General features: G+C 65.8%; 15 protein-coding genes. 7 read left to right on the top strand and 8 right to left on the bottom strand.

Annotated features, from left to right (window positions below; all coding sequences use genetic code 11):
• Positions 1-144: 144 nt before the first annotated feature.
• Genes IEX24_RS16740 through IEX24_RS16725 form a run of 4 tightly spaced genes read left to right on the top strand, consistent with a single transcriptional unit; the run spans position 145 to position 8,725 of the window.
• Positions 145-3,726: a family 78 glycoside hydrolase catalytic domain gene (locus IEX24_RS16740; protein ID WP_188680311.1), complete on the top strand. Its 3,582-nt coding sequence runs from the start codon at positions 145-147 to the stop codon at positions 3,724-3,726.
• Positions 3,707-5,554, top strand: coding sequence for a glycoside hydrolase family 43 protein (locus IEX24_RS16735; RefSeq protein ID WP_229715448.1), 1,848 nt, complete (start codon positions 3,707-3,709; stop codon positions 5,552-5,554). Before IEX24_RS16740 ends, IEX24_RS16735 begins: the two co-directional genes overlap by 20 nt.
• Complete coding sequence (locus IEX24_RS16730; protein ID WP_188680306.1) at positions 5,547-7,319, top strand: glycoside hydrolase family 43 protein; 1,773 nt, start codon at positions 5,547-5,549, stop codon at positions 7,317-7,319. Before IEX24_RS16735 ends, IEX24_RS16730 begins: the two co-directional genes overlap by 8 nt.
• Positions 7,316-8,725, top strand: a complete 1,410-nt coding sequence (locus IEX24_RS16725) for an MFS transporter (RefSeq protein ID WP_188680304.1) — start codon at positions 7,316-7,318, stop codon at positions 8,723-8,725. Before IEX24_RS16730 ends, IEX24_RS16725 begins: the two co-directional genes overlap by 4 nt.
• Positions 8,726-8,787: 62 nt before the next feature.
• On the opposite strand, the gene IEX24_RS16720 is transcribed toward IEX24_RS16725, so the two are convergent.
• The 6 genes from IEX24_RS16720 to IEX24_RS16690 form a co-directional block, all read right to left on the bottom strand.
• On the bottom strand, positions 8,788-9,234 hold the full coding sequence (locus IEX24_RS16720) for a hypothetical protein (RefSeq protein WP_188680302.1): 447 nt from the start codon (positions 9,232-9,234) through the stop codon (positions 8,788-8,790).
• A 555-nt stretch (positions 9,235-9,789) separates the two neighbouring features.
• Complete coding sequence (locus IEX24_RS16710) at positions 9,790-10,149, bottom strand: hypothetical protein (protein ID WP_188680299.1); 360 nt, start codon at positions 10,147-10,149, stop codon at positions 9,790-9,792.
• A 148-nt stretch (positions 10,150-10,297) separates the two neighbouring features.
• The gene (locus IEX24_RS16705; protein WP_203586041.1) at positions 10,298-13,114 is read right to left on the bottom strand and encodes a family 78 glycoside hydrolase catalytic domain; all 2,817 of its coding nucleotides are present in this window, start codon (positions 13,112-13,114) and stop codon (positions 10,298-10,300) included.
• A gap of 6 nt (positions 13,115-13,120) precedes the next feature.
• A complete protein-coding gene (locus IEX24_RS16700) occupies positions 13,121-13,945 on the bottom strand; it encodes a carbohydrate ABC transporter permease (protein ID WP_188680297.1) in 825 nt (274 codons plus the stop codon).
• Positions 13,942-14,826 carry a carbohydrate ABC transporter permease gene (locus IEX24_RS16695; RefSeq protein ID WP_188680295.1) on the bottom strand — a complete coding sequence of 295 codons (885 nt, stop codon included), beginning with the start codon at positions 14,824-14,826 and terminating at the stop codon, positions 13,942-13,944. The genes IEX24_RS16700 and IEX24_RS16695 overlap by 4 nt, the downstream gene beginning before the upstream one ends.
• Positions 14,827-14,906: 80 nt before the next feature.
• Positions 14,907-16,232: an extracellular solute-binding protein gene (locus IEX24_RS16690; protein WP_188680293.1), complete on the bottom strand. Its 1,326-nt coding sequence runs from the start codon at positions 16,230-16,232 to the stop codon at positions 14,907-14,909.
• A 153-nt stretch (positions 16,233-16,385) separates the two neighbouring features.
• Between IEX24_RS16690 and IEX24_RS16685 the strand changes: the two genes are divergently transcribed.
• The 3 genes from IEX24_RS16685 (at position 16,386) to IEX24_RS16675 (ending at position 18,335) form a co-directional block, all read left to right on the top strand.
• The gene (locus tag IEX24_RS16685; protein WP_188680286.1) at positions 16,386-17,669 is read left to right on the top strand and encodes a trehalase family glycosidase; all 1,284 of its coding nucleotides are present in this window, start codon (positions 16,386-16,388) and stop codon (positions 17,667-17,669) included.
• A gap of 69 nt (positions 17,670-17,738) precedes the next feature.
• Positions 17,739-18,152: a hypothetical protein gene (locus IEX24_RS16680; RefSeq protein ID WP_188680284.1), complete on the top strand. Its 414-nt coding sequence runs from the start codon at positions 17,739-17,741 to the stop codon at positions 18,150-18,152.
• Positions 18,153-18,161: 9 nt separating this feature from the next.
• Complete coding sequence (locus IEX24_RS16675; RefSeq protein WP_188680283.1) at positions 18,162-18,335, top strand: hypothetical protein; 174 nt, start codon at positions 18,162-18,164, stop codon at positions 18,333-18,335.
• Between the two features lie 4 nt (positions 18,336-18,339).
• Here IEX24_RS16675 and IEX24_RS16670 read toward each other — a convergent pair whose 3' ends face one another.
• Positions 18,340-19,587: a GNAT family N-acetyltransferase gene (locus IEX24_RS16670; protein ID WP_188680281.1), complete on the bottom strand. Its 1,248-nt coding sequence runs from the start codon at positions 19,585-19,587 to the stop codon at positions 18,340-18,342.
• Positions 19,588-19,602: 15 nt separating this feature from the next.
• Positions 19,603-20,469, bottom strand: coding sequence for a PfkB family carbohydrate kinase (locus IEX24_RS16665; RefSeq protein ID WP_188680279.1), 867 nt, complete (start codon positions 20,467-20,469; stop codon positions 19,603-19,605).
• Positions 20,470-20,659 lie beyond the last annotated feature (190 nt).

Here is a 20,659-nt window from a genome sequence, read left to right as displayed (position 1 = left end):
CGTGCCACATTCCGGCCCCGACCGCCATCGTCGGCTGATACGTTTCATAGGATTCTACCAGAACTATCGCCCCGAAGCGATCTGTGGCTAAAATATGAGCCTGGCGCTGAAAGGTTTCATTTCGCGCCCGGAGAGGCTCTTGCAATGCAGCACACACACGGTTCGGCACACGCCGCCGAGGTTTCGGTACCCATTCGCCTGATGGTGGATGATCGCCTCGCCGACGACCACGAACCGGGCGTCGCGCTTCCCGTCGCGTCGTCGCCCACCCCCCGCCTCTCGTGGGTCGTGCCGCTCGTTCGCAATTTACAGCAGCAGGTCGCCTACGAAATCGTCGCGGCGCGCACGGCTCTCGAACTCGCTGCGCTGACCGCGGGCGAACCGTTGGAGGCGCGTGACGCTCAGGCAGACGGCGACCTCGACGCGCCATTCCGTGACTCTCGAACAGAACCATTGGGGCTTGTTTGGGCCTCTGGCCGGGTGGAATCGGCGGAAAACCGTGCGATCGCCTGGGGTGGCACCCCTCTTGCCCCGCATTCACAGGCGTGGTGGGCCGTGCGCGTCACCGACGAAAACGGTGATGTTTCGGGATGGTCGGCTCCTGCCGAAATCGTGACGGGCCCGTTCAGCGCGGCCGACTGGAACGCGTTGTGGATCACGTTCGCCTCCACCGAAGCGGCGTTCATCGACTTCGAACTGGGCGCCCGCGCACTCGATGTCGGCACAGGCACCCCAGCCATCACGCGCGCCACCGTGCACTTCGCCGGGGCGGGCCGGATTCGGCCGTTCATCGACGGAACCGCCGTGAACCCCGACGCGAACGACCCGACTGATTCTTCGCTGAAACGTTCCATATCGCGAAGCTATGACGTCACGCACCTCCTCATGGCCACCGGCACGACCCACCGGTTCGCAGTTGCCGCCATTCTGAGCCACTACCGCCTCGTTCTCGACCAGCCCCGCGTCATCGCCGAGCTACGCATCGAGTTCAGCGACGACTCGGTGCAGAGCATCGGCACCTCGCCCGAGTGGCAGCTCTCCCGCACCTCGCTCATCGCCGACGACCCGTTTTATCTCGAAGAACACGACAACCGAATTGCAGACTCATGGGCCGCACCCGGTGGCAGGCCCATCGGCGATGCTGGCCGTCACGCCGACCCGGTCGCCCTCTTCTCCGAGGCAGCAACCGCCTCCGTGGCCGCAATTCTCACCGAATCGGCCGCCGCCAATGACGCCGCCGCCGCGGCGGGAACCCCCGCAGTGGGCACGCCCGCTCCCCCGGCAACCACCCCGAGCTCCGACCGCACCGGGCACTCGGGCGTCATCGAACCCGACGCCGGGCCGCCCATTCGTATCGTGCGGCGTCTGAACGCGACGCAGATCGGCGCGCCGGCTCCGGATGTTCGCGTCTACGAACTGGCCGAGAACGTTTCGGCACGGGTGTCACTCGAGTTGCACGGGGTGACCGCCGGAGTGCGGCTCGAGGTGGTGCACGGCGAGAAACTCGATGCGAACGGGCGGGTCGACACCACGAACATCCGGCTGCCCAACGACCGCGAGCGAGAACGACAGGTCTTCGCGTACACCGCGAAGGGAGGCGACGAAACGGCCGAACCGTGGTTTGCCTCGTTCGGCTTTCGGTACGTGGAGGTGCGCAACATCGCGCCCGACGTCGGTGCAACGCTGACGGCCGGGGTGCTGCACTCGGCGGCCGAGCAGATCGGCACCCTCACGTCAGACTCACCAGAGCTGAACAGCCTGGTCGAGATGGCGGCGCGAACGCAGTACAACAACACGCCGGGGTATCCGTCAGACTGCCCCACCCGCGAGCAAGGCGGATGGACGGGCGACGCCTCGATCTCAGCCGAAGCGGGTCTGGCGCACATCGACCTCACGGGCGTGTACCGCAACTGGCTGGCCGATGTGGCGCTCGACGCCCAACCCGACGGCGGAATCGTCGGCGTCTCGCCGAACCTGCTCGGGCCCGAGGGTGTTCAGCCCGCCGACCCGGTGTGGGGTTCGGCGATGACCGAGATTCCGTGGCAAACGTGGTGGGCCACCGGCGATGCCTCGATCATCACCGAGCTACTGCCGGCCATGCACCGCTGGGCCGATTGGCAGGTGAACGCGCTCGACGACGGCATCGTGACCCGGGCCGACATCAGTTACGGCGCCGACTGGCTCGCATTTGAGCAGACTCCGCCGGTGCTGTTGCAGACCGGCGCGGTGGTGACCTCGCTTCGTCAGCTCGCCGATCTCGAGGAGGCCGCGGGCGCACCGCACGAGGCCGCTCTGCGCCGCGAGCAGGCCGACGCTGTTGTCGAGGGGGCGCGCAGGCACCTGCGCGACGACGTCGAGCTCACCTGGGGCAACGATTCACAAGGCTCGAACGCCGTCGCCATCGTCACCGGGCTGGCCGAGCCCGCAGACCACGAGTTCTTGAGCGACCGGTTGCGGCTCGCCGTCGCGGCTCGTGGCGATCGGCTCTCGAGCGGGTTCCCTGGCACGAAAGCCGTGGTGGAGGCACTCGCGCGTGCCGATGGTGGCACTGCGCTGCTGGCGGCGATTCGCCAGCGCGAGCAACCCGGCATCGGATCGATGCTCGTCGACGGCCCGGGCACCTTCTGGGAGACCTGGTGGATCGACAACGAGAACGTGGGCGTCGCCTCGCTCGATCACATCGGCCTCGGGGCTCCGTACGCGGCCTGGGCCTGGCGGTACGTCGCGGGACTGCGGGCGACTGAGCCGGGGTTCCGGCGGTTCACCATCGCCCCCGCGCTCGTCGGGCTCGTCAATTCGATGTCGTTCGAGCGACTGACGCCGCGCGGCGATATTCGGGCGCAGTGGTCGTACGAGGGCGGCGAGTACTGCCTCGAGGTGACCGTTCCGGTGGGCGCGGTGGCCGAGGTGGCCCTGCCGGGCGAGGTAACCGGCGCGGTGCTCGTCGACGGGGCCGAGGTGGCGACTGTCGCGTCTGCCGTCGAGGGGGCCGGTTTGGCCACTGGCTCAGTCGTGGCACCGGCGGAGGCGGCAACGCGATCGGTGCTCGTCGGCGGGGCCGAGGCACCCGGTGGTGAGCGGATGCTCGTGTTCGGCCCGGGCATCCACTTTGTCAAGGCGGCCGTCGTTTTACCCGAACGCCACGACCCTGCTGCTCAGCCGAACCGCCGAGCCCTCTCGGGCGAGACCTGGTTGTCTGACGGAGTCTCGAGCACGTGGCTGCCGCAGAGCACCACCGCAGCGGTTCGCCTCGACGAGCACGACATCATCTGCACCCCCGTGTACCACGAGCCGCTGCCCGCCCCGACGCTCACCGTGACGCTCGCCGATTTCAGGCCCGACGTCGACGAGTGGCTCGTGCTCGACTCCGGCGGCCGCACGTTCGACCTGAGCGACGCCGCGTTCGCATTCGCGAGCTTCGACGTCGACGGGCCCGGGCTGGTGGGCCGGCGAGTGAGGCCGATGCTGCGCCTCACCTCGGCCGACGGCACGGTTCGCACTGCGCACGCCCGGCCGCTGCCAATCGCCTGGAACCGCGTGGCGCTCGAGGTGGGCGACTGGCCCGGCCGCAGCGCTGTAATCGAAGTGGCCGTGGGCATTCGCTGGAGCGATGTGCACGACACCGGGCGAGGCCCTTGGCTGCCGCTGCCCGAAGGCGACGGCCCGCACTGGTTCGAATTCAGAGTGGGTCGAGTGGGGTTCACGAGTGCACCGCGCACGTTCTGACGCTCCGAACCCCATACTGCCGGGCTTTCACCCAGACCCCAGCATCTGCCGGGTCGGCGACGACTACTTTCTGGTCACCAGCACCAACGAATACCTGCCGGGCTTGCCCGTCTACACGAGCACCGACCTCGTGAGCTGGCGCCAGATCGGCAATGTTGTCACACGCGACAGCCAGCTCGACCTGAGCGCTGCGCCGTCGTCGCTGGGGCTATTCGCTCCCACGCTGCGGCACCACGCGGGCACGTTCTACCTCACCAGCACGCTGGTGGGCTGGGGGCACTTTCTGATGACAGCCCAAAGCGCTGCGGGGCCGTGGAGCGACCCGGTTCGCATCGCGGGGTCGGGGTGGGATCCGTCGTTGGTGTTCGTGCCGAGAGAGGGCGCGGTCGCAGCACGCGACGACGGCGCGAGTCACCGCGCGAGTCACCGCGCAAGTCACGGCGTCAGTCACGGCGCAAGTCACGGCGTCAGTCACGGCGACTACCTCGCTGGCGACGGCCGCGGCGCAGATGCTGGCGACCGGGCGTTCTTTCACTATTCGACCGGAACGAGCATCCGCGGCTTCTTCATCGACCTCAGCACGGGCGAACCCCTGAGCGACGAGGTCGAACTCTGGGCGGGCACCGGCGGCAACGCCCCCGAAGGCCCGCACCTCTACCTCGTCGGCGGGTACTGGTACCTCGTCATCGCCGAGGGCGGCACGAGCGCCGGCCATGCGGTCACCGTCGCCCGGTCGACTGCCATCGAGGGGCCGTATCAGCCGCATCCCGACAATCCGGTGCTCACCCACCGCGGCCTGTCGTCGCCAATTCAGTCGGTGGGGCACGCCGATCTCGTCGAGACTCCGAACGGTCAATGGTTCGCGGTCGTTCTCGGCAGTCGGCCCCTCGGCGGCCACGGTTACCAGTTGCTCGGCCGAGAAACGTTTCTCGTTTCGGTGTCGTGGCAGGGCGAAGCGGATGCCCGGTGGCCCGTCTTCGGCACCGACAAACGTGTGGCGCTGACCACAGGCCTCGCGGGCACCCCGGTCTCGTCAGCGTTCGCCGACGACTTCGTGTCGGGCACTCTCGACCCTGGATGGCTCTTCATCCGTACCGCCCACCCCACCTTCGCTCGCGTCGGTAACGGTGAACTCGCGCTCGCGCCAACCGCGGCCACCCTCGATGACGCCGGCACTCCGGCCTTCGTGGGGCGGCGGCAGAGCGCGCACAGCTACTTCGCGGAGGTGACCGTGCGGCTCGACGACGCGGCGGAGCACGACGACGCGGCGGAGTCTCTCGAGGGCGGCCTTGTGGCTCGCCGCGACGAACGCCATCACTACCGCATCACGATCGCGGATCGCGGTGCCGGGTCTGACGCTCCGCCCGGCGCCGATCGCTACGCCGTCGAGGTGATAACGCGAATCGGCGACCTCACGCAGGTGGTGGCGGGCGCATCCGTGTCATCGGGCGCCGTGCGACTGAAGGTTCAGGCTGTGCCTAATCTCGAGACGAATCCCATTACGGGCAGCGGATTCTTCGAATTCAGTTATCTCGTCTCCGACGAAGCGGGGTGGCACATGCTCGCCACATTGGATAGTCGCTACCTCTCTACCGAGGTCGCCGCCGGGTTCACCGGAACCGTGATCGGCATGTATGCCCACGGTGCACGGCGCACACACGACGACGCATATGCCGCAAACGGAATGTATTCGGGTGACGGTGGCCGAGCATCCACTTCGCCCGCGGCACACTTCAGCGGCTGGCGTTCGGGCGCCGACCCGACCAGAACCTCCACATCTGCCGACTCTCTGCCCCAACCGTCGAACTCAGAAGGAACCCGTGTCTGACACCGTGACCGAAACCGTGTACGAGAACCCTGTGGTCAAAGGCACTGCGCCCGACCCTTCGCTGATTCGAGTGGGCGACGACTTCTACCTCGCCACCTCGACGTTCAACTTCTTGCCCGGGGTGACGATTCGGCATTCCACCGATCTGGTGAACTGGCGCATCATCGGCGGCGCCATCACTCGGCCTGCCCAGTACCGTCGCGACGGCAAGCCCGGCGGTCTCATGCTCTTCGCACCAACCCTGCGCTACGCCGAGGGCACGTTCTACCTGGTGTGCACGAATGTCGCAGACGAGCAGGGCAACTTCGTGGTGAGCACCACCGATCCGGCGGGCGAGTGGTCTGACGCCGTCTGGATCGACACCGTCGCCTTCGACCCCTCGCTGCTCTACGACAACGGAACCTGGTACTACACCCGTCGCACGCTCGCGCCCCGGGCCGATGGGCGGCTGGGCCCGGTCGTTCAGGCCGAACTCAACATCACAACCGGTGAACTCGGTGAACTGCGCGAACTGACCCAGAACTACGGCGGATTCGTCACCAACGACATCGAAGGCCCGCACCTGTACCGCATCGGCTACTGGTACTACCTGTTCAGCGCCGAGGGCGGCAGCTGGAAGGGGCACATGCAGTCGTGCGCGAGGAGCCGTTCGCCGTGGGGGCCGTTCGAGCCCGCCCCGAACAACCCGGTTCTGACGCATCGCAACCGGGTCGGGCATCCCATTCAGACCCTCGGTCACGCCGAGTTGGTCGACGCGCCCGACGGATCGTGGTGGGCAGTCTGCCTCGGCACGCGGCACCTCGCACACGGCGGCTTCGTGTCGCACCACAACCTCGGACGCGAGACGTTTCTGCTTCCAGTCGACTGGGTCGACGGATGGCCGGTGATCGGTAGCGCGGGAACCACCGAACTCGTGGTGAGGCCCGGGCGCGCTCTGCCCGGCGCCTCGGTCGCGAGTTCGGCCGTCACTGCGAGAGAGATCCCGCTCGACATCATTCGCGCTGCGCACGGATTCTGGCGTGCGGGGTGGAACACGGTAGGTATCGCGCCCGACGGCCTCGACGCGCAAGGCTTCAGCGAGCGCAGCGGTGTAGACGCGAACGTGGTCAACAGCACGGCGGCTACCGGGCCGGAGGTGACCCCCGCGGGTGCCGGCGCACCCGTTGCCGCCGTTAGCGCGCAGACTGTCGATAGCGTGAGTCTGCCGTTCGGCACAGACCTTGCGAGCAACGGCGGCACCATCGCACTCGGTGCGGTCTTTCTCGCGCAGCGTGAAGACGATGCGGTGTTCGAGGCGACGCTCGACTCGATTCCGGATGCGCCGGCTGCGGCCGGAATCGCGGCCTACGGCGACGAGAACCACTACTTCTCGCTGCTCGTCTCGACTCTCGCCGATGGTTCACACCAGGCGCGCTTCACTCGAACCCTCGACGATCTCACCTCGGAGGCTGTCATCGACCTCGGCGCGGCTAGCGGCTCGGTTTTGTTTCGCATCGAAGCGACGGCCGCGGCGTACGCATTCTCGATTCGCCTCGGCGACGCGGCAGCGCCCGGCGCCTTGACCGAGGTTGGGAGAGGAACCGCCCGGCTTCTCTCGGCCGAAACCGCAGAGACCTTCGTGGGAGTTCGGTTCGCCCTGGTCGCGATTAACGGCACCGCCACAGGCATCGAGCCTGCGCGGTTCAGCGGCGTGACGGCCACGTCGTACTCGTTCACCTCGTTCGCCGACGTTGGAGCACCCACAGGCAGTACTCGCGGTCGATGACGGCGATTCATTCGGCGGCGCATTCGGGCCGCGCCGTCGCCGTGGCATCGGTAACGCAGCTGATCGTTGTGCTCGATGGCGCCGTGCTCACCATCGCGCTGCCGTCGCTCGCGGCCGACCTGAACGTACCCGTAGCCAGCCTGCCGTGGGTCGCGAACGCCTATGCGTTGGCCGTCGCCGGCAGCCTGCTGCTGGGCGGGCGCATCGCCGATCTGTTCGGCGCGGTGCCCTGCCTGCGGTTCGGGCTGGGGCTGTTCGCCCTCGCGAGCCTTGGCGCGGGGCTCTCGCCCACGTTCGGATGGTTGCTCTTCTTCCGGGTAATGCAGGGCTTTGGCGCGGCCCTGCTCTCCCCGGCAGGGCTCGCTCTACTCACCGATTCGACTTCGCCGGGGCACGATCGCGAACGCGCCATCGCCACCTGGTCGGTGACGGCCACCGTCGGCGGCACGGTCGGGGCACTCGTCGGCGGCACGCTTACGCAGGTGCTCGACTGGCGCTGGACCCTGCTCATCAACGTCGCCATCGCCCCGGTTCTGCTGCTGATGACCCGAAACATCGGCCGCAGGCGACAGGTGAGCGAAGAGCGCTTGCGGCGCGCGCACTTCGACATTCCCGGTTCGTTTCTGTTTCTGGTGGGCATCAGTTGCGTCACGCTCGCCGTGACGAGTTCGGTCGAGATTCAGATTCGTCTGGCAGGTGCGGTGGTCGCGCTGCTGGCGCTCGGAGTGTTCGTTCTGGTCGAACGGCGCAGCGAGCATCCGATTCTGCCCCTGGCGATCGTGTTCACGAAGCGGGTGGGAATCACCAACGGAGCCGCGATCTTGCTCATCGCCGGGCTTTCGGTGATGGGGTTCTACACGTCGCTGTACGCGCAGATCGTAACCGGGTTGAGCCCCGTGCAGACCGCGCTGTGGCTGCTGCCCTCTGCGGTGGCGGGGGCGGTGACGAGCAAGCTCGTTCCGCGGGTCATCACAAGGCTCGGCGAGAAGAGCGTTCGAACTGCGGCGCCGCTGGTGGCGGCGATCGCGCTCGCGCTGCTGGCCGTGGTGGCGCTGTTCGAGCCGCCGTTCTACGTGATGGTTCCGTTGATCGTGCTCGAGGCGGTGGGGGCGAGCACGGCCGTGGTGGTGCTGACCGCGGCATCCACTCGCTCGCTGCCGCCGCACCGCGCGGGCCTTGCCGGCGGCCTGATCACCACCTCGGGCCAGGTCGGGTCGTCGGTGGGTCTGGCGCTGATCACCGGCATCGCGGCGGCGGCCATCGGCGGCGGCAACACGAGCCTCACCGCAGTGAACCCCTCCGCTCTCGCCGGCCAAATGGCCATCGCGCTGGGCCTCGGGGCGCTCATCACCGCGTGCGCGTCGTACTTCGCCCGTCGCATCCCCCTCGGCCACGCCTTCCACTAACCCGCGCCCGACTGCGGCTCGCCTCCACCGAAGAGCCGGGCACTTCTCCGCGTCTGTTTTGCCTAAGCCTTGAGCACAGAGTGATCGCTTACGGATGCAGCGAATTCGGCCGGAAGCATGAAGGGCGGCATACCCAGCTGCACGAACAAGTGCAGGAGCGATTGACGGTGATACGGCTGGGCCGCCTGATTTGCGAGTTGCTGAGACGGAAGGAGTGACCCATCGTCTACCTCTTCGGCTGAGATGGGCCGACTGGGAGCCATCACCACGCCGACCCTTGTGCGAGCGAGCGCCAGCTCAGGGTCGCCAGCGGCGTCCTTCTCCGCGCGAAGTGTGACGACATACTGCGACTCGACATAGAGGGCATTCGTACTCACTGCGATGGTGGCGAGCACTACTTCGAAATTGATCTCCGCGGTAACACCGTCGGTTTGAATATTCGCTCGACGCCGGGAGTACGTTTCAAGCACGACCACGTCGGTGATCGAAAAACTCAGTTCGTCGGTCACTTTATTGACTCCCGCTGCGCGCCTTCTGGGCGAAGCAGCTCGTACGCAATCGCCGTGCGGTCTATATCGATTCGTCCAACATGAATCTGGGGCCCGACCGTCTGAATGGCTGCCGGGAGGGCGGGCGAAATAGTGAATTGTGGCGCCTGATGTTGCCCATCTGAAACGACAGAAGCGTACAGGTCATTCCATTCAGAGCCCGCACCGCGACGGTTCGAACTGAGCGGAGGGGCGACTCGCTCGCGCGGAACGAAGGAGACGGAGACGTCATACCCCAGCGCTCGTGCGTATCGACCTACGGTGGAGACCCTCAAATTCTCCTCACCCCCGAGCACCTGCGAGACTCTGCCTGCGGAAACGTGCAGCAGCTGCGCCAACGCGGCCTGGCTGATGTCTGGTCGATTCTGAAAAGCTGACTGAAGCAAGGAATGGAATTGATTCATCAGCGAGGCTGCTGCCAATTCGACTGCGACCGACGGGTCGGCTTCCATCTCGTCTAAGAGAGACACCCGATTGTCGTCGGCGGCTCGACGACGTGACCGCCTAGCAGGCGCGTCAGCCTTCGATGGCTGGATTTTCGTCATGGCTCAAGTCCTCTTTTCTCACTCGAATCGACTCATGAATGTTGTTCTGGCCTGCGGTCTGGCCTGTCTTAGCAAAAACGAAGCCGAGTCGAACGGAGTCGTCGAAATCGGGGAACCACCAATAGTCGTCCTCACGATGTGGAGACGCGTCACGATTCCTGATTCGATGTTTTGGCTGAAACGATCCGGTTCCGTCGGTGTCGTAGAACGTGAAGCGCTTTCTACTGACCTTGAACTCCCACACGCCGTCTTCGAGCACCTGCGCGGCGGTGCTATGGGCCGGTGTGCCGTCATCTGCAAATTTCATCACTATCGCCATGAGCTTCACCACGTCATCAGGCTGCCGTTCGTCTGGCCAGGGCTCGCCCTCAGCATGATCCGCCGCGAGGCACGTGAGCCAGCCTTGCGATCGCATCAACGATCATTACTCATTATATGATGAGGGGCGTGCTCTCCGCTTTCGCTGGAGGTGCAGCTGGCTAGGGCACGTCGCAGGTGAAGACGTGCTCGCCGTGGGTGACGCGGTGGTGCTCGCCCGAGGGCAGAGTCACGGCCGCGGTGACGCCCACCGGCACGGTGAGCGCGAGGGCGAAGACGCCGCCGTTGAGGCACCAGTCGGCCGCGATCAGCCCGAAGGGCGAGAGGTGCGAGATGCTCGCTGAGGTGAGGTCGCCGCCGAGGCGCGGCGCGATGCTTACGTCACGATAGCCGGGTGACGTGGGGGTGAGCCCGCCGATCACCCTGTGCATCCAGTCGGCCACCGCACCGAACGCGTAGTGGTTGAACGACGTCATTTCGCCCGGGTTCACCGAGCCGTCGGGCAGCAGGCTGTCCCATCGCTCCCACACGGTGGTAGCGCCGAGGTCGACCGAATACAGCCACGACGGATGCTCGTGCCCGAGCACCATCGCATATGCCGCGTCGAGCTGGCCGGCGTCGAGCAGCGCATCGAGAATCACCGGAGTGCCCAAGAAACCCGTGGCCACGGTGAAGTTTCGCTCGTCGACGAGTTCACGAAGCCGCTGACCGGCGAGCGCCAGCACGTCTGCGTCGGTGATGAGTCGCCACCGAATGGCGAGCGCATAGACGGTCTGGCAGTCGCTTCGCACGATGCCTTCAGGCGACACGAACTCTCTATTGAAGGCGGCACGGATGCCCGTGGCCAAGCGCTCGTACCGCTCGGCCTCATCGTGTCGGCCAAGCACCGCAGCCACTCGGGCCAACAGGTCTATCGATCTCGCGTAGTACGCGCTCGCCACAACATCAGGGTCGGCTTGTGCTTTGGCGGGCGCATCTGGCGGCGCGAGTGGATCGAGCCAGTCACCCAACTGGTCACCACCCAGCCAGAGATTGTCGGTGGTGTCGGCGGTCACGCGGTCGTGCCACCGAGTCATGCTCGGGTACTGGCGTTCGAGAATGGCGCGGTCGCCGTACGCCTCATACAGCGCCCACGGAACGATGACCGCTGCGTCACCCCAGCCCGCAAGCGGCTTCTCTTCGAGAAAGACGCGCGGAATCACGGCGGGCACGGTGCCATCGGGCAGCTGGTCGGCGGCGAGGTCGGCGAGCCATGAGCTCAGAAAACCGGAGACGTCGAAAAGGCTGGTCGCGGTGGGGGCGAATACTTGAATGTCGCCCGTCCAGCCGAGTCGTTCGTCGCGCTGCGGGCAGTCGGTGGGCACGTCGAGAAAGTTGCCTCGCATGCCCCACACCACGTTCTGGTGGAGTTGGTTGAGCTCGACACTCGAGGTCTCGAACCAGCCGGTGCGTTCGAGGTCGCTGCCGAGCACGACGGCTTCGACGCTGAGCAGTTCGGTGGCGGGATCCTCCGCGGCATTCAGGCCGTCGATGTCGATGTAGCGAAAACCATGAAACACGAGGTTCGGCTCGAGAAGCTCGCCGAGTTCGGCAGCCACGCTCGCCACGCCGGCGGCACCAGCCGCACCAGCCACACCAGCCACACCGCCAGCGGCATCCCAAGCGGCGCCGGCATCGCCGGTTCCCGCCAGAATGTACGTGTCGGTCACCTTCGCCGACCGCAACGGCCGAAGCGACAGCTCGCCGTTCTCGAGCACCTCCGCGTGGCGAACGCTGACGCGCTGGCCGGCCTCCCCGCGCACACGCAACCGCACCCAGCCCACCACGTTCTGCCCGAAGTCGACGAGCAGCCGCCCGCTCGCGGTCAGAGTGGTCGAAACCGCTGGCACCGTCTGCGTTTCGCGCACCGCAGGCGCAACCGGCGCAACCAGTTCGACCCCGGGCGACGGCACAACCGTGACTGCTCCGTCACGCGCGGGGCGCACGGGCAGGTGCAGGTCGGTGGTCTGCCCGTCGTAGAAGTCATTGGCCAGCACCCGCGAGCCACCGGCGCTCCAACCGCCGTCGCTGCCGATGGTCTCGCGCCGCCCATCGGCGAACGTGAGCTCGAGTTGCGCCAGCAACGCCAGCTTCTCGCCGTACGGATGCCCGCGGTGCAAGCTGAACGAAGCGATTCTGCCGCGATACCATCCGTTGCCCAGCAGCGCCTCGAGGTCGTTCTCGCCGGGCTGCAGCAGTGCGGTCACGTCGTAGTTCTGGTAACGCAATCGGTGGTCGTACGACGACCAGCCGGGAGCGAAGTGGTCTTCGCTCACGAGCGCACCGTTGATGCGCGCCTCGAAGATTCCGAGGGCGGTGATGCGCAGCCGGGCATCCACGAGCCCGTCGCTGACGTCGAACCGGGTGCCGAGTACGGGCGCGGGGTCAAAGATGCCGCCGCCGGTCGCCGGGGTGATCCACTGTGCGCTCCAGTCGCCCGGTTCGAGCAGGGCGGCCTCGACGTAGGCGGGTGCGCTCCACGCCGAGTCAGCCACCGCGACCGCCTTGCTGCCGCCGTGGGCGTGACCAGCCGTAGCGCCAGTCGCGTCGCTCGCCTCACCAGCAACCTCGGCGCACGCGCGCATCCGCACCGCTACTCGCTCACGCGAGGTCAACGGCCCGAACGGCCACGCCACCAGAGCCTGTTCGTCTCCGGCGAGATGGATGCCCGTGCGAAACCCATCAGCCCGAGTGAGTTCGAGCTCGACCCCGCGTTGGCGCCACCCGGGTTCAGCGGAGGCATACCGCCACGACAACCGCGGCCTCGCAGTACCGACAACGGTGATACCAGCGCTCAAGCCGTCGCCGTCGCCCTCACCACCGCCCCCAAGGCGCGTTCGTAGGGTCGGCTGAAGCTGCTCGAAGCGAAGAATACCGTCTACCGAGGCCCGGTAGTGCGGCTCACCCTCGACGCTCGAGCGTTCGAGTGAAGTGGTCACGGTCGTTTACTCGAGCCCTGAACCGGCGACGCCCTTGGTGAACCATTTCTGGAACACGATGAACACAATGAGCACCGGCAGCATGCTGATGACGGCTGCCGCGAAACTGATCGACGGCGAGATCGACGAGAATTTGCCACCCGCGAGTGGGGCGAGCGCCACAGTCAGCACGCGCGTACCGACGCCTGGCCCAGACAACAACGGCCAAATGTAGAGGTTCCAAGCGGTCAAGAAGGTGACCACTGAGTACGCCGCGATGATCGGCTTCGCCAGCGGCAGCGCGATTCGCGTGAACACCTGCCACCAGTTGGCGCCGTCGATGCGTGCAGCTTCGATGAGGCCGTTCGGCAGCCCGGCGAAGAACTGTCGAAACAGCAGCACACCGATGGAGGCCTGGCCGGCGACCGGCAAGATCATGCCGAAGAACGTGCCGATGAGGCCGAGCTTGAACGTCACGATGTACGTCGGAATCAAGATCAGGTTCGTCGGCATGAACAACGGAACGAGAAAGAGCGCGAAAACCGGGGTCGCCCACCGAAACGGAATCTTCGAAAGCGCAAAGCCAGCTGGCAAGCAGATGCCGAGCTGAATGATCAGAACGCCGCCCACGAAGACGAACGAGTTACCAATGGTCTGCGGGGTGAGGTAGTTGAACGCCTGTACGAAGTTGTCCCACTGCGGCGACGAAGGCAGCAACCGCGGCGGGTACTGAACGATGTCTTTGTAGCTCATCAGAGAACCCGAGAGCAGATAGAGCAGCGGCAGCGCGATGATCACGCCGAAGATGACGATGCTGGTGTAGCGCCCCAGCCGAATCTTTCCGGGTTTCATTTGCTGCTCCTTGAAGTAACGGCGCGGCCCACAACGACGATGGCAACGATGACCACGAGTTGCAAAACCGAGAGCACGCTGGCGTAGCCCACGTCTTGATGAGTGAAGGCCTCTTGATAGGAGTAGAGGCCGAGCGACCGGCTGGCGTTCAGCGGGCCACCATTGGTCATGATGAGTGAGACGTCGAGCGAGCTCGAGGCGAAGTTGATGACTTGCAGAACCGCCACGATAAGCGTGGTCGGCAGTACGTTCGGCCAGGTCATCGACCAGAGCGTGCGCCAGGCGCCGGCGCCGTCGAGAGCAGCCGCGGCATAGATGTCGTCAGGCACGCGCTGCAGTGCGGCGAGGTACAGGATGATCACGATGGGTAGCGCGAGCCAGACCATCATCACGACGAGCGCGGGTACGGCCGTGGATTGGGTCTGCAAGATGTTGGGTATCTGAATGCCCACCGCTCGGAACGCGGCTGCGATGGGGCCTTGGCGCGGGTCGTACAGAAAGACCCAGAGCACGGCCGAGACGGCCACCGAGAGCACCACGGGTATGAAGTACAGAACGCGAATCGCGCCGACGGCGGGCATGTTCGCGCTGACCAGCACCGCGAGCATGAAGCCGATGATGGTGGTGGGGATGACCCCCAGAACGATGAACTCCATCGTGACGCCGAGCGAACTCCAGGCCGACGGGTCGTTGAAAAGTTTCGCGAAGTTGTTGAGACCGACGAACTTGGGTTCATTGAAGAAGTTCCAGCTGAAGAAGCTCAGAACGATTCCGGCGATCGTCGGAATGACGATGAAGACGATGAACAGAATCAGGGCCGGGGTCAGAAACGACCAGGCGGTGAAGGCATCGAGCTTCGAGTAGCGGGTACGGGTTTTCATGACGAGCGAGGGGAATGCCGACCGGCTTCGGCCGGCATTCCCCTCTTCCTCCTGTACTTATTCGGGTGACGGGGCGAGAACTATTGCAGCAGCGCGTTCAGCGTGTCTTGCGCTTCGCCGTACGCCTCTTCAACGGTCTTGCCACCCAGCACGACCTCTTGCGCGGCCTGCTTCAGCGTCGGAGCCAACTGGGTTGCCGCTGCCTGTGGAATCGCGGGCGGCAGAGCCGCGTTGGTCACCGCGTACTGCGTTGCCGGAATCAGGTTCGCCGGCACGGGGTTGGAGTCTTTCAGCCACGCACCGTTCGTCAGACCCTGGGTGGTTGCCGGAATGACACCGTTCGGTGCCGCAGCAGCCATACCGCCGTCAGCGGAGTAGAACCAGGCCATGAACGCCCAGGCCAGGTCTTTGTTGTTCGACTTGGCGCTGATCGAGAGGGCGTATGAGCCGCCACCCACGATGGGGTTGCCGTCGAGAGTCGGCAAGTTCGCCACATCCCAATCGTCCGTCAGCGTCGTGCGGTCTTTCGCGATAGCGGGGCGGGTATCGAGCGACATGGCCGCCTGACCACCAGAGAAGTAGTTCACGTCTTGCGCGGAATCAGGGTAGGGCGAGCCCCAACCTTCGGTGTAGGGCTGCAGCAGCGTCTTCCATACCGCGATGCCCTTGGCGTCGGCGAACTCGAACTTCTTCGTGTCGGGGTTGTAGATGGTGCTACCGCCGGCCTTCAGCGCGGGGTAGTCCACGAAGATGGCGTCTCCGGCACCCATCGGGGTGCGGATGCCCCAATAGGAGCCGCCCGAAGCAGTGGTGATCTCCTTGGAGACTCGGTAGAGGTCATCCATCGTCCACGATGAGGTGGGCAGGTCGGTGATGCCGGCCTTGGCGAAGAGCGTCTTGTTGTAGAACAGCATGGTCGAGTCGGCGCTGACCGGAATGCCGGTGATCTGGCTGCCGTCGTCGGAGTTGTACTGGTTCAAGAACGCCGGAACGTAGTTACTGCCCGAGAGACCGTCTTTGCCGGCGTCGAGCCACGGCTTGAGGTCGAAGAGCAGGCCATTCGACTGCAGCGTCGTGTTCAAAGTGTCGTAGTTAAACACGATATCGGGAACCGTGTTGCTCAAACCCTCGGTGACCAGCTGCTGGATGTAGTCAGACTGATTGTCGGGTACGGGAGACAGCGTGATCTTCACGCCCGGGTTGGTCTTGTTGTAGTCGTCGACATAGGTCTGAAACTGGGGAATGAGCCCCTGGTTCATCCCGATCGACAAGCTGCCGCTCGTCGGGTCTGCTGAGCTGTCGCTGCCGCCGCTCGGCGAGCTGCAGGCTGAGAGCGTTGCGCCGGTGAGCCCGACGACGAGTGCTGTCGCAGCAATGCGTGCGACTGCGCCTTTCTTGGTGACCACTTCGTCACGTCCTTCTCTTGGTGGTGTGGTGTGTTTCGGGAGGGTGAGAGATGAACGTGCACCAGGGCATGTCGACCCTCTCGCGGATCTGACAATTATTTGATACGTTTCATCCGAACCAAATATATGCACTGCAACGATGAGGTGTCAATGATGAAACGTGTCATATCGAATTCTACAGACCTGTTGCGGCCGTCGTTCGACGCGCTCGATGAGGTCATTCGCGGCTGGTGGTCGACAGACGTCGTCGACGCAGACGACCCGCGTCGCGCCGCCGTAGAGTCGATCGCGCTGCCCTTCCCGTACGTTGCAGGGGCCGCCCCCACCTCGCCCGACTGGTACACGACAATGTTCAACTGGGACGCGTATTTCAGCAATCTCGCACTGCTCGTGCACGGCCGGCCAGAGCTCGTGCGCAACGCCATCGAGAACTACCTCTTCATGGTGAAACGTTTCGGATACATGCCGAACGGCAACGAGGTCGCGCTCGCCACTCGGTCGCAGATTCCGCTGTTTCCCGACAGCATCTGGCGTTACGTTCAGCTCACCGGCGACGACGAACTGCTCGCCAGGGCCTACCCGCTGCTCGTTCGCGAGTACACCGAGTACTGGCTCGCGCCGCACCACGCCACACCCACCGGTCTCGTCACGAACCGCGACCTGGGCGACCCCACTCTCGACCCGCGACTCTCTGCCGAGGCCGAGACCGGGCTCGACTGGACCACCCAGTACGACGGCGACATCACCCAGACCAACCCCGTTCTGACGAACTGCGCTCTTGTGGTCTACGCCGAGACCCTGGGAGCGATGGCCGACCGCCTCGGGCTTTCGCCGAGCATCCGCGAGTCGTATCTCGAGCAGGCTGCGGCTCGTGCGGCGCTCATTCGGCAATACTGCTGGAGCGAAGAGCGCGGGCAGTACCTCGACTACAACTTCGTCACCGGAACGCACGTTTCGGTGCTCGGCGCCACGTCGTACTGGGCGCTCTGGGCGGGCGTGGCCACTGACGAACAGGCGGCGGCGATGGTGGATGCTCTGCCGCAGTTGCTCGAACCGCACGGCCTCTCGACCACCGAGGCCTCACGGCCAGACCCCGAGCTCTTCGCGCTGCCCTACGAAGATCTGCAGTGGACGTACCCTGCCGGCTGGCCGCCGCTGCACATCATGGCGTGCTGGGGCCTCGATCGCTACGGCTTCGCCGACGAATCGCGTGAGATCGCCTCGCGCATCGTGTCGACCATCTCACGCAACTACGACGAGACCGGCCAGCTCTACGAAAAGTACAACGTGGTCGACGGCTCGCTCGTGCTGCCGAACTCGCGCTACGGCACGATCACCCTGCACGGCTGGACCTCGGCCACGGTGGTGCTGCTCGGCCGCCGCCTCTTCGACGACAGCACCATCGACGAGACCCTGGCGGCGGTGCGCCTGCCGTAGCGTGCCGTGCCGGGTATGCAGGCCCGCTCGGGGAGTATTCTAGGCGCGAACGAGAGAGGGGGTGCGGGTATGGCGTCGAAGAAGTTCGTCAGTGCACGGCGGCTCAGTGAGACCGTTGTCGAATCGACCATGAAAACCATGAAGATCGAGGGGCGCACGCCTATCACGTCGCCCCGTGTTCGAGCGGTCGGTAGCGGCGATCTCGTAAAGCGGCTCAAAGCGCACTCGCACCGTACCGTACCGTTGGCTGAGTTTCGCAGCCCCTATAACGACACCCTGTCGAGCCTGATGACGCGGAAGCATTCGTCGACGGCGTTCGCTTCGACACCAAAGCCGACTTGTATGCGGGCTGAGGCGCAGGCTTTGGCAGATGCGCGCGAAGAGCTGTACGCGGGCATCAGCTCCGGCGAGCTCAGCACTGACGACCTCACCACGCCATACGCACTGACCGATATCCACGCGGCATGCTACGGCAGCATCTAGAAGTGGGCGGTGCCATACGGGTTCGCGAACTCAGCATCGGCACTGCTGCTGGCCATGACCGGCAACCAAATCTTCGACTGGAACGACGATCCCGTCTACTTTGAAGCCCTCCGGCGCGCCGATGCCAGCATGAACCCTGACGAGCTTCTGAGGCTCATGGCGGCCAAGGTGCTGAGCGACTAAGTCATCAGAGGTCGAGGCGCCACGCACCCTCGTAGCCGAGGAGCACGAAGCCGAGGGCCTCGTTGACGTCGAGCATGGGGCGGTTTTCTTCGGCGTTCCAGGTGAGTACCGATGGATGCCCGGGGTGCTCGCGCTCGAGAAACTGCAGATTCGCGACCTTGACGAGAAGGCCGAGGCGATGACCGCGGTGTTCGCGCAGCACCAGGGTGTCTTCTTGGCTGACGGGTCGAGCCCGATCGTTCGGAACGGCCAGCTGGCTGAAGGCGACGAGCCTGCCCGTCGGTAGGTGCTCGATGGCCGCGGTGAGGGTGTCGCGCGTGCTGGCGGCACAACGGGCATCCGACGCTGCGACCCGCTCGGCGCTCCAGATGTCTTCGGGCTCGTCGAGGCCGGCGGTGGGGGCATCGGTCGACATGCGCGTGAGCAGCGTCGCCAGGTCGGCGAGCCATTCAGCGGGAGTGGGGCCTGCCCAGGTGTGCACGCGGTAGGGCGAGCGCACTGACGAATCGGTTGCGGCGTCGGCGCCATGGCGCTTCGTCTCGCCAGCCGCCGACTCGGCCACGCGGTTCGAGTTCTCAGACAGGTCGGCAGCAGTGTCGACCTCGCCGCGCTTCGTCTCGCTGGCCGACTCGGCCTCGCGGCGGAGGGCCGCCAGGCGCGAAGCGTCAGCGGGCAAGGTGAAGCGGCTGGCGCGCTCCACCTGCTCGAGGCGGTAGCCGCGGGCAAGCAGAAAGCGCACCTCGCGGTTCTGGGCGGCGACGCTGCCGAAACCCGTGGGCGGCCGTAGCTGCTCTCCGCCCGCGACGCGCGCGACGGGCGAGACGGCGTAACAGACGAGGCGGGTCTGGCCGAGGCTTCGCGCATACTGCTCGACCACGGTCGCGAGCGCCGTGCCGATCGACCGCCCCTCGAAGTTCGGGTGAACATCCACATCGATCCAGCCGACTTCTGAAACGCCGCCGGGAGCTGACGGGTCGAGTTGGGTCTCGTGCACGGCGCGGCCCACGACGGTTCCGGCCGCGCGCGCCACCCACAGCGCTTTCGGCTCGTGCGGGTCGAGCCACGTCGGCAACATTTCGGCCGCTGGATAGCTGACCTCAGAGGTGCCATACGCCCGCGTCTCGCTCGCGTTGCGCACCTCGACCCCGGCCACGAAGTCGCGGGCATCGGGGCCGTCGAGCGACTGAGGAATCGCAATTCGCTCAACGCTGAACTCCGTCATCTTCTGAACTCGGTCATCGTCGTTTTCCACTCGCCAGGCCGCAGGCTACTCCGGCTGCGCGCCAGCCCACCCCACCGACCGTGCCGCCGCCGCGCTGGCGGCACGCATGGCGGATTCGTTCGAATCGCCCGCCGCGAGCCGCGCGGCGAGGGTACCGCAGTAGCTGTCGCCGGCGCCCGTCGTGTCGACCACCTGTGTGACGGCCGCCGCATCCACTTTCACGTCGCCCCACCGTGAGCCGCGAGAGCCGAGCGTCACGAGCACCGAGCCCGGTTCGGTTCCGGATGCCCGCAGCCCATCAGCCTCGAGCTCGTTCACCACCACGGGGTCGGCGAGCGCCAGAACCTCAGGCGACAGCAGCGCGAAGGGGGCGAGGTTGAGCACGACGCGGGCCCGGGCATCCGCTGCGATTCGCACCGCGGCCGCCACAACCTCGAGGTCGAGTTCGAGCGACACGAGCAGCACATCGGCGGCGGTCATGCCGTTCGGTTCAGACTCGTAGGCCGTGTCGGTGGTATCGAGGCCGCCGGCGCCCCGCAGCACCTCGAGGTCGTCGAACGTGACGCGCGCGTTCGCTCCCGGCGACACGATGATGGTGTTCTCGCCGCCGTCGTCGACGGCGATCAGCGCGTGCCCGGTGCTGACACTCCTCGTCACGGTGAGGGATCGCACGTCGATCGAGCGCGAGGCGAGCCGTGCCCGGTAGCTCGCCCCGTCGGCATCGTCACCGACCCGCCCGACGAACACCACCTCGGCTCCGGCTTCGGCGGCGGCAACCGCCTGATTGGCGCCTTTGCCGCCCCAGAACGTGTGCAAGTCTCCCCCGCGAACCGTTTCGCCGGGCAGTGGATGCCGTTGCACCCGCACCACGGAGTCGACGTTCAGCGACCCCACCACAAACACCCGGCCCACCAGCGGCCCCTTTCGTCACGACGCCGCCAGCCTACCCGCGCCCGCGCGCTGCTCGCACGCGCCCACGCTCCCGTGCCTGCCCGCTCCGGACTCGCCGCTCCTGCGCCTCGATCGGCACCCGTCCACTTTACGAAAAAACACCTTAAAGGCTCACATTGAGTGCTTTTGCGTAAAATCGACGGTTCGTGGC

It is taken from the genome of Subtercola lobariae (genome assembly GCF_014640255.1).
GTDB lineage: Bacteria > Actinomycetota > Actinomycetes > Actinomycetales > Microbacteriaceae > Subtercola > Subtercola lobariae.
Note: the sequence above shows the minus strand (reverse complement) of the source record. Positions and strands in the feature narration are given on the sequence as shown.